Genomic DNA, 6,268 nt, shown 5'->3' with positions numbered 1-6,268 from the left:
ATAGAACACTTAATTAAGCAAATTGGTATTATGCCCTGGGATCTGTAAGACGTGCCTCGTCAAGAGGCTGCCATTGGTCATAAAACTGCTCCAGCGCGGTGTACGGTGTTAGGTCGAACAGGCTTCTGAAGCGGATCCAATCCAGCAGGCAGTATAAACTGATCTGAGTATACTCGCAGTTTAAAAATACATTTTCATGACAGCTTTGATCTAATACGCGCAGGGTTTCGGCTATCCGCCCTCGTTGCAGATTAAAAAATAGCTTATCGTCATCCGTATTAAACTGTGAACGCTGGCACAGTAATAACTCAACCAGTGAATCGTTGCAGGCATTGATGATAGTGAGAAGGTTTTCCTGTGCCCAGTTGAGGTGAGGTAAAGAGAATTTTTGTTGCAAATAGCGGGCAATGACATTGGAGTCCAGTATTGCCTGATCGTCGGCCAGCAGAAACGGCAGTTTTTGTGCCGGGTTATGTTGGTTCAGAATCGCTCTGCCTTGTTCACTGAAGATATCCAGTTTGCGATAGTCCAGGGTAATGTCATGGCGAAGGCAGTAAATGCGGATGCGCCTGACGTACGGAGAAGTGTCCGAGCCGAATAAGATCATCACTCAATCCTTAGTTGTGGTTAGATGCGTAATGACTATAGCACTACTTTAAGACGGGTAAAAACAGGGCAGGACAGACTTTAGAAATATCGAGCAGCGCTACCAGCAGCAAGCTGCCAGTAGCAAATGGGCGTGAGTTGCTTAATCGACCCGGCTGGTCACTTCAAGTAGATGATAACCAAACTGGGTTTGAACCGGCCCCTGTACTTCATTAAGCGGTGCTGAAAAAACCACCTTATCGAATTCAGGCACCATCATTCCGGGACCAAATTCGCCCAGATCGCCACCGTCCTGACCTGACGGGCAGCTGGAATACTGTTTGGCGATGTCGGCAAAGTCTTCACCGGCTGCAATACGTTGCTTAAGTTCAAGGCATTGGGCTTCGTTATCGACTAATATATGTCTTGCGCTGGCTAGTGTCATTATCTCTCCATGGGTGGTTAATTATTGCTCATACATTATTCTAATATACTTAGATTTAAAGCGCATTATTTAAGATCAAGTTCTTTTTCGATGGCGGCAATCATAGGTTCCGACATCGGCTTAGTGCGGCTGTTGAACTGTTGGATTGTTTTACGGTCGGCCGAGATCAGGTACTTATAGAAGTTCCACATGGGGGCCCCACTTTGTTCGCCCAGGTGCTGAAACACCGGGTTGGCATCGCTGCCACGCACTGCGCCGGTTGCCATCATGGTAAAGGTCACGCCATAGTTAATAAAACAGACCTCGGCGGTGTCTTTCTCGTCATTCTCTTCCTGAAAGAAATCGTCTGACGGAAATCCGAGTACAACTAGCCCTTTGTCGGCATATGCTTTATGGAGTTTTTCCAGGCCGTCAAACTGACCGGTAAAACCACAGTTGCTGGCCGTGTTGACTACCAGTAAAGGCTTACCCTTGAAGGCGCACAGATCCACAGTCTCTTTGGATCTCAGTTTTCTGAACTCATAGCCTGTGAAGTCATCACACGCTGTACTTTTAGCGAAGTCCGGCGTCTCGCTGGCGTGCACGCCGCTGACGGCAAGCAATGCCATGGATATCAAAAGTGGTTTAATCATAAGGGGCTCCCTGATACGAATTTTAAATGCAATGCCTGACTATACGAGAAACGCACTGTCTCAGTTCACAGTGTAACCGCTGCACAGGCCGATTCAACCAGGCCAGGTATGCAAGTGGCGATTATTGACTAAACTGAATGCTATCTGTCAGCTAAACAACTATGGTAAGTCGCCTTACCACAATAGGGTTTCGTTATGGAAAACAACAAGGTACTTATAATAGATAGCAGCAGTGTGCTGGCCATGCGACTGAAAGTCTTGTTTGAGCTGCTCGGTTGTGAGGTGGTACATTTACATTTTCAGATGTTGCACAAGGTTAAAGACTTCTCTAGTTACCATGTGGTTGCCATTGCCCATGGCCTGCCCAACAGCGCCTTTGATGCTTTGTCTGCGCTTAAAGATCACGACCGCCTGATTTTACTTGCCCCGAAACCCGAAAATTCAGAGCACGTTGATGCGTTCAGCCGCCTGAATAGAATGCTGTGCAATGCCATTGTGATCTACCCCTTCTTTGGCAATAAAGAAATTACCGGATTACTGGAGCGGGTGCTCGAAACCGGCGATCATGGCCGCCTGGAGCTGCCAAAAATTCTCCTGGTCGACCACCGCGAAGAGCGACTCGTGCGATTAACGGCCAGTTTACGGGGCGCGCAACTCACTGTGGTGACCGCTCGGTGCCTTTCAGAGGCAATACAGCAAGCGAGTAGCCACGAAGTTGACTTGCTGATCTGCGATTTTAATCTGGAGCAGGGCAGTGGGCTGGATGTGTTTAAAAAAGTCCGTCAGATCCATCGTGACGCGCGCTGTCTACTAATGACATCTCGCCAAGATCAGGTCGATATGATGGAAGCGATCCGTCAGGGCGTAGAAGATGTGTTGACTAAGCCCATAGACGAAGGAGCGCTGCTGCAATCATTACATAAGTTGTGGCAAAGTGAGCTACTGCGCCGCAATAACCAGGAACTGGTTGAACGATTGCAGGATACGGTGGATGCACTGATTGAAAGAGACAGCTTGCTGCGCGTGATTTACAAGCATACTCCGGATCCCATCATGTTATTTAATCTGGATGGCTATGTGATTGAAGCCAATGATGGCTGTACAACCTTGCTGCGCCTGCCCAGTGATCAATTACAGCAGCATTCGATATTTGATTTGTTTGAGCCCTCATCGGTCGCGGCACTCAAAGAAGCGATTAATAATGGCGGGATCCTGCGCCACTTTAACTGTGAACTGGTGCTGCCGCAGGAAGATGGGCCCAGCATTCCCCTGATGGGTACTTTTATTGAAATCGATCATCATGGAGAAATTGCGCTGGCTGCTATTTTTAAGAATGTGGCGCAGCTGAAGCGCAAACAACAGCTGCTGGAAGAAGCCAAAGAGGTATTGGAAGTCGAAGTACAGGCGCGTACGGCACAGCTTCAGTCAGCCAAAGAAGCCGCTGAGGCTGCCAACATCAGTAAATCCGAATTCCTGGCCAATATGTCTCATGAACTCAGAACCCCGATGCATTCCATACTCAGCTTTGCCCGTTTTGGTTTAGACAAGCTGGCATGCGGCGAGATCCCGGTGAACAAGCTAGAGAAGTACCTCTCACGCATTGAAACCAGCGGCGAGCGATTGCTGTTGCTGCTTAACAATCTGCTCGACTTATCTAAGCTGGATGCCGGTCGCTTTCCGTTCAATCCTTCGTCGCATAACTTGCTGACCCTAATTCATACCGCCAAAGAAGATGTGTCGGGTCTGGCGATGGCGCGCCATATCCACATTGAACTGGAAGCGCAGGACGATACCATCATGTTGTTTTGCGATGCCGAACAGCTCACTCAGGTGATCAGAAACTTACTGGGCAATGCCCTGAAATTCAGTCCCGAACACAGTGAAGTGACCGTGACGGTGACACCTAAAGCCGGGTATGTGCATATCCTGGTGTGCGATAAAGGGGTTGGCATACCTGAGGATGAACTGGAGCACATATTTGATAAGTTTGCCCAGAGCAGCAAAACCAACAGTGGTGCCGGTGGCACCGGACTGGGTCTGGCTATATGCAAGGAATTTGTGCTGCTGCACAAAGGCTGTATTTATGCTGAAAATAACCCGGATCAGGGCGCCTGCATTCATATTGAATTGCCAATTCAGGCCGAGCACTAGCGCCATTGGGGATCACTGTCTATAACTAGAAGAAGGTGTCATTGCTGGCCTCACAGAGATATTGCAGGCAGGCAGATGACGACGCTTTGGCAACGGAAAAGGAACTGTGTTATGGCATTGCAACGAATCCTGGCGGTGGATGATGAACCTTTCAACCTCGAAATCATTGAAGAGATCCTCGAAGACCTGGACTTTGACCTGTTGACGGTGACCAGTGGGCAACAATGCCTGGATGTTATTGAGGAGTTTGCACCTCAGGTTGTGTTGCTGGACGTCAGCATGCCAAAAATGAATGGCTATGAGGTGTGTAAAAAAATCAAGTCAAACCTGGCAACTCAGGACATCATAGTGATGTTTGTGTCGGCGCGGGGCTCGGTTGAAGAGCGCATGGAAGGTTATGCGGTGGGCGCCGAGGATTATATCGTCAAGCCCTTCGGTCACAATGAACTGAAATCTAAACTACTCAATTTAGGGCAAATGTTGCTGGAGCGCGATATCCTGGAGCAGCAGGTAGAAGATGCAACCTCCACGGCGTTTAATGCCATGGCGACCAGCAGTGAAATGGGTTTTATCGTTAATTATATCGAGCAGATAGGTGTGATTGATGACATTCAGGCGCTGGCCAAGGCCTTGATCCAGTGCCTCAATAACTTAGGGTTAAGCTGCAATATTGAATTTCGGGTGGACGAGCAGCGCCACCACTTTGCCACCGCTGGATTATGCTCTCCCATTGTACTGGAATTGTTTGAAATTCTGCGCGCCAAAGGCCGCTTGCATGAGTTTACCAGCCGCATTTTGGTCAATTACAACCTGGTGAGTGTGCTGATTTTGAATATGCCCTCAGAAGATGCCGACAAGCATGGCCGGCTCAGAGATCATATCTGCTTTATTGCCAGTGTGACCGAACAGCAATTATTGGCGATCCTGACGCGCAAACAACTTGTCTGTCAGCAGGCAGAACTGAATGAAGCCATTACCATGATCCACAGTAAGTTTACCGGATTACTGTCGCTGCTTAATAATAACCGCAGCCAGAATGAGTCGATTTTTCGTAACCTTCAGGAGGTGTTTGAGCAGCGGATCCCCACCATGGGGTTGGATGAAGATCAGGAAGTGTTTATTTATCAGCACATAGATGAAGCGATCCAAAGTTCCATTGCCCGGGAAGAGGCCATCATGCAGGTTCGTGAGGCCTTTAGTGAAATTGAAAGTGACCTGTCGCTGCTGAGCAGCGCGGAAAAGCCATCCTGATATAATGCTGTGTTAGCACCACCAAGGTGCTGGCAAGGGGAATGCCTGAGCGCGTTCAGGCATCCCGTGGCAGGCCTTTTTCGATGATTCGGATCAGCCGGGCCTGTTTGCGTTGCTGCTGAGCCTGCTTGCTACGCTGCTGCGTCAGTGCCCAACTAATATGCTCCCTGACCAGCTCAGATGCAGACTCAAGGCGCGCCTCCAGCGCTTCGATGATCTGCGCATCGGGCTGCGCATTGCCCAAGCCAACGGCCAGATTACGCAGCCAACGCTCGTGGCCAATGCGTCTAATGGGGCTGCCTTCGGTATGTTTTAAAAAGGTTTCTTCGTCCCACTGAAATAAGTTCAGCAGCTCTTGATCTTTGAGCTGCTTGCGGGGGTGGAAATCCTGCTCGTCGGTAAGCTGACCATAGCGATTCCAGGGGCACACCAGCTGGCAATCGTCACAACCATAGACTCGATTACCAAGCAACGGGCGATACTGCTCGGGGATCGGGCCCTGTAATTCGATGGTCAGATAAGAAATACATTTGCGAGCATCAACCACGTAGGGTTCCACAATCGCCCCCGTCGGGCACAAAGTCATACAGGCGTTACACTTGCCACAGCCTTCCTGCTGGGGGTTGTTATCCACCGGCAGGGGCAGGTCGACAAACAGCTCACCCAGAAAAAACCAGGAGCCGGCTTGTTTGTGGATCAGCAGACTGTTTTTACCGCGCCAGCCTAACCCGGCTTTTTCGGCGAGCTGGCGCTCCAGCACGGGTGCCGAGTCAACGAAAGGACGAAAACCAAACTGGCCGACTTCCTGCTCGATGCGCTGTCCGAGCTTCTTTAAACGGTTGCGGATCACTTTGTGATAGTCGCGCCCCAGTGCATAGCGGCTGATATAGGCGGTTTGCTTGCTTTTGAGCGCCCGGGCGAAACTGGCATCGGGTGGCAGATAGTTCATTTTAACAGAGATCACCCGTTGTGTACCGGGCACCAGCTCTGCTGGACGGGCACGCTTCATACCATGTGCCGCCATGTATTCCATCTCGCCGTGATAGCCATTATCGAGCCAGCGCTGCAATTGCGCTTCGTGTTCGCTCAGGTCTATGTCGGTAATGCCAACCTCGGCAAAGCCAAGTTCTTTGCCCCAAAGCTTAATTTTTTGCGCAAGTTCAGTATAGTTAATATCAACAGAAGAATGAGTAGTGGTCGTCAC

General features: G+C 49.8%; 6 protein-coding genes. 2 read left to right on the top strand and 4 right to left on the bottom strand.

What is annotated here, in order from left to right; all coding sequences use genetic code 11:
* Nucleotides 1–28: 28 nt before the first annotated feature.
* From TW77_RS04140 to TW77_RS04130, 3 genes are all read right to left on the bottom strand, one after another.
* Nucleotides 29–607: a glutathione S-transferase family protein gene (locus TW77_RS04140; RefSeq protein WP_046003684.1), complete on the bottom strand. Its 579-nt coding sequence runs from the start codon at nt 605–607 to the stop codon at nt 29–31.
* A gap of 141 nt (nt 608–748) precedes the next feature.
* Nucleotides 749–1,030, bottom strand: coding sequence for a peptidylprolyl isomerase (locus TW77_RS04135; protein WP_046003683.1), 282 nt, complete (start codon nt 1,028–1,030; stop codon nt 749–751).
* Nucleotides 1,031–1,095: 65 nt separating this feature from the next.
* Nucleotides 1,096–1,662, bottom strand: coding sequence for a glutathione peroxidase (locus TW77_RS04130; protein ID WP_046003682.1), 567 nt, complete (start codon nt 1,660–1,662; stop codon nt 1,096–1,098).
* A gap of 195 nt (nt 1,663–1,857) precedes the next feature.
* On the opposite strand from TW77_RS04130, the gene TW77_RS04125 reads away from it, so the two are divergent.
* Entirely contained in the window at nt 1,858–3,813 is a 1,956-nt protein-coding gene (locus TW77_RS04125) for a sensor histidine kinase (RefSeq protein ID WP_046003681.1), read from the top strand.
* 111 nt (nt 3,814–3,924) lie between these two features.
* Entirely contained in the window at nt 3,925–5,064 is a 1,140-nt protein-coding gene (locus TW77_RS04120) for a response regulator (RefSeq protein ID WP_046003680.1), read from the top strand.
* A gap of 55 nt (nt 5,065–5,119) precedes the next feature.
* On the opposite strand, the gene queG is transcribed toward TW77_RS04120, so the two are convergent.
* Complete coding sequence (queG, locus tag TW77_RS04115; protein WP_046003679.1) at nt 5,120–6,268, bottom strand: tRNA epoxyqueuosine(34) reductase QueG; 1,149 nt, start codon at nt 6,266–6,268, stop codon at nt 5,120–5,122.

It is taken from the genome of Pseudoalteromonas rubra, from assembly GCF_000967655.1.
In the GTDB taxonomy this organism is placed as follows: domain Bacteria; phylum Pseudomonadota; class Gammaproteobacteria; order Enterobacterales; family Alteromonadaceae; genus Pseudoalteromonas; species Pseudoalteromonas rubra_A.
The sequence above is the reverse complement of the archived record's forward strand: the minus strand, read 5'-3'. Positions and strand labels throughout refer to the sequence as shown.

Bases quoted from the DNA above. Each gene is read 5' to 3' on its own strand.
- TW77_RS04130 (WP_046003682.1), bottom strand. From the start codon at position 1,662: ATGATTAAACCACTTTTGATATCCATGGCATTGCTTGCCGTCAGCGGC.
- TW77_RS04140 (WP_046003684.1), bottom strand. From the start codon at position 607: ATGATCTTATTCGGCTCGGACACTTCTCCGTACGTCAGGCGCATCCGC.
- TW77_RS04125 (WP_046003681.1), top strand. From the start codon at position 1,858: ATGGAAAACAACAAGGTACTTATAATAGATAGCAGCAGTGTGCTGGCC.
- TW77_RS04135 (WP_046003683.1), bottom strand. From the start codon at position 1,030: ATGACACTAGCCAGCGCAAGACATATATTAGTCGATAACGAAGCCCAA.
- TW77_RS04120 (WP_046003680.1), top strand. From the start codon at position 3,925: ATGGCATTGCAACGAATCCTGGCGGTGGATGATGAACCTTTCAACCTC.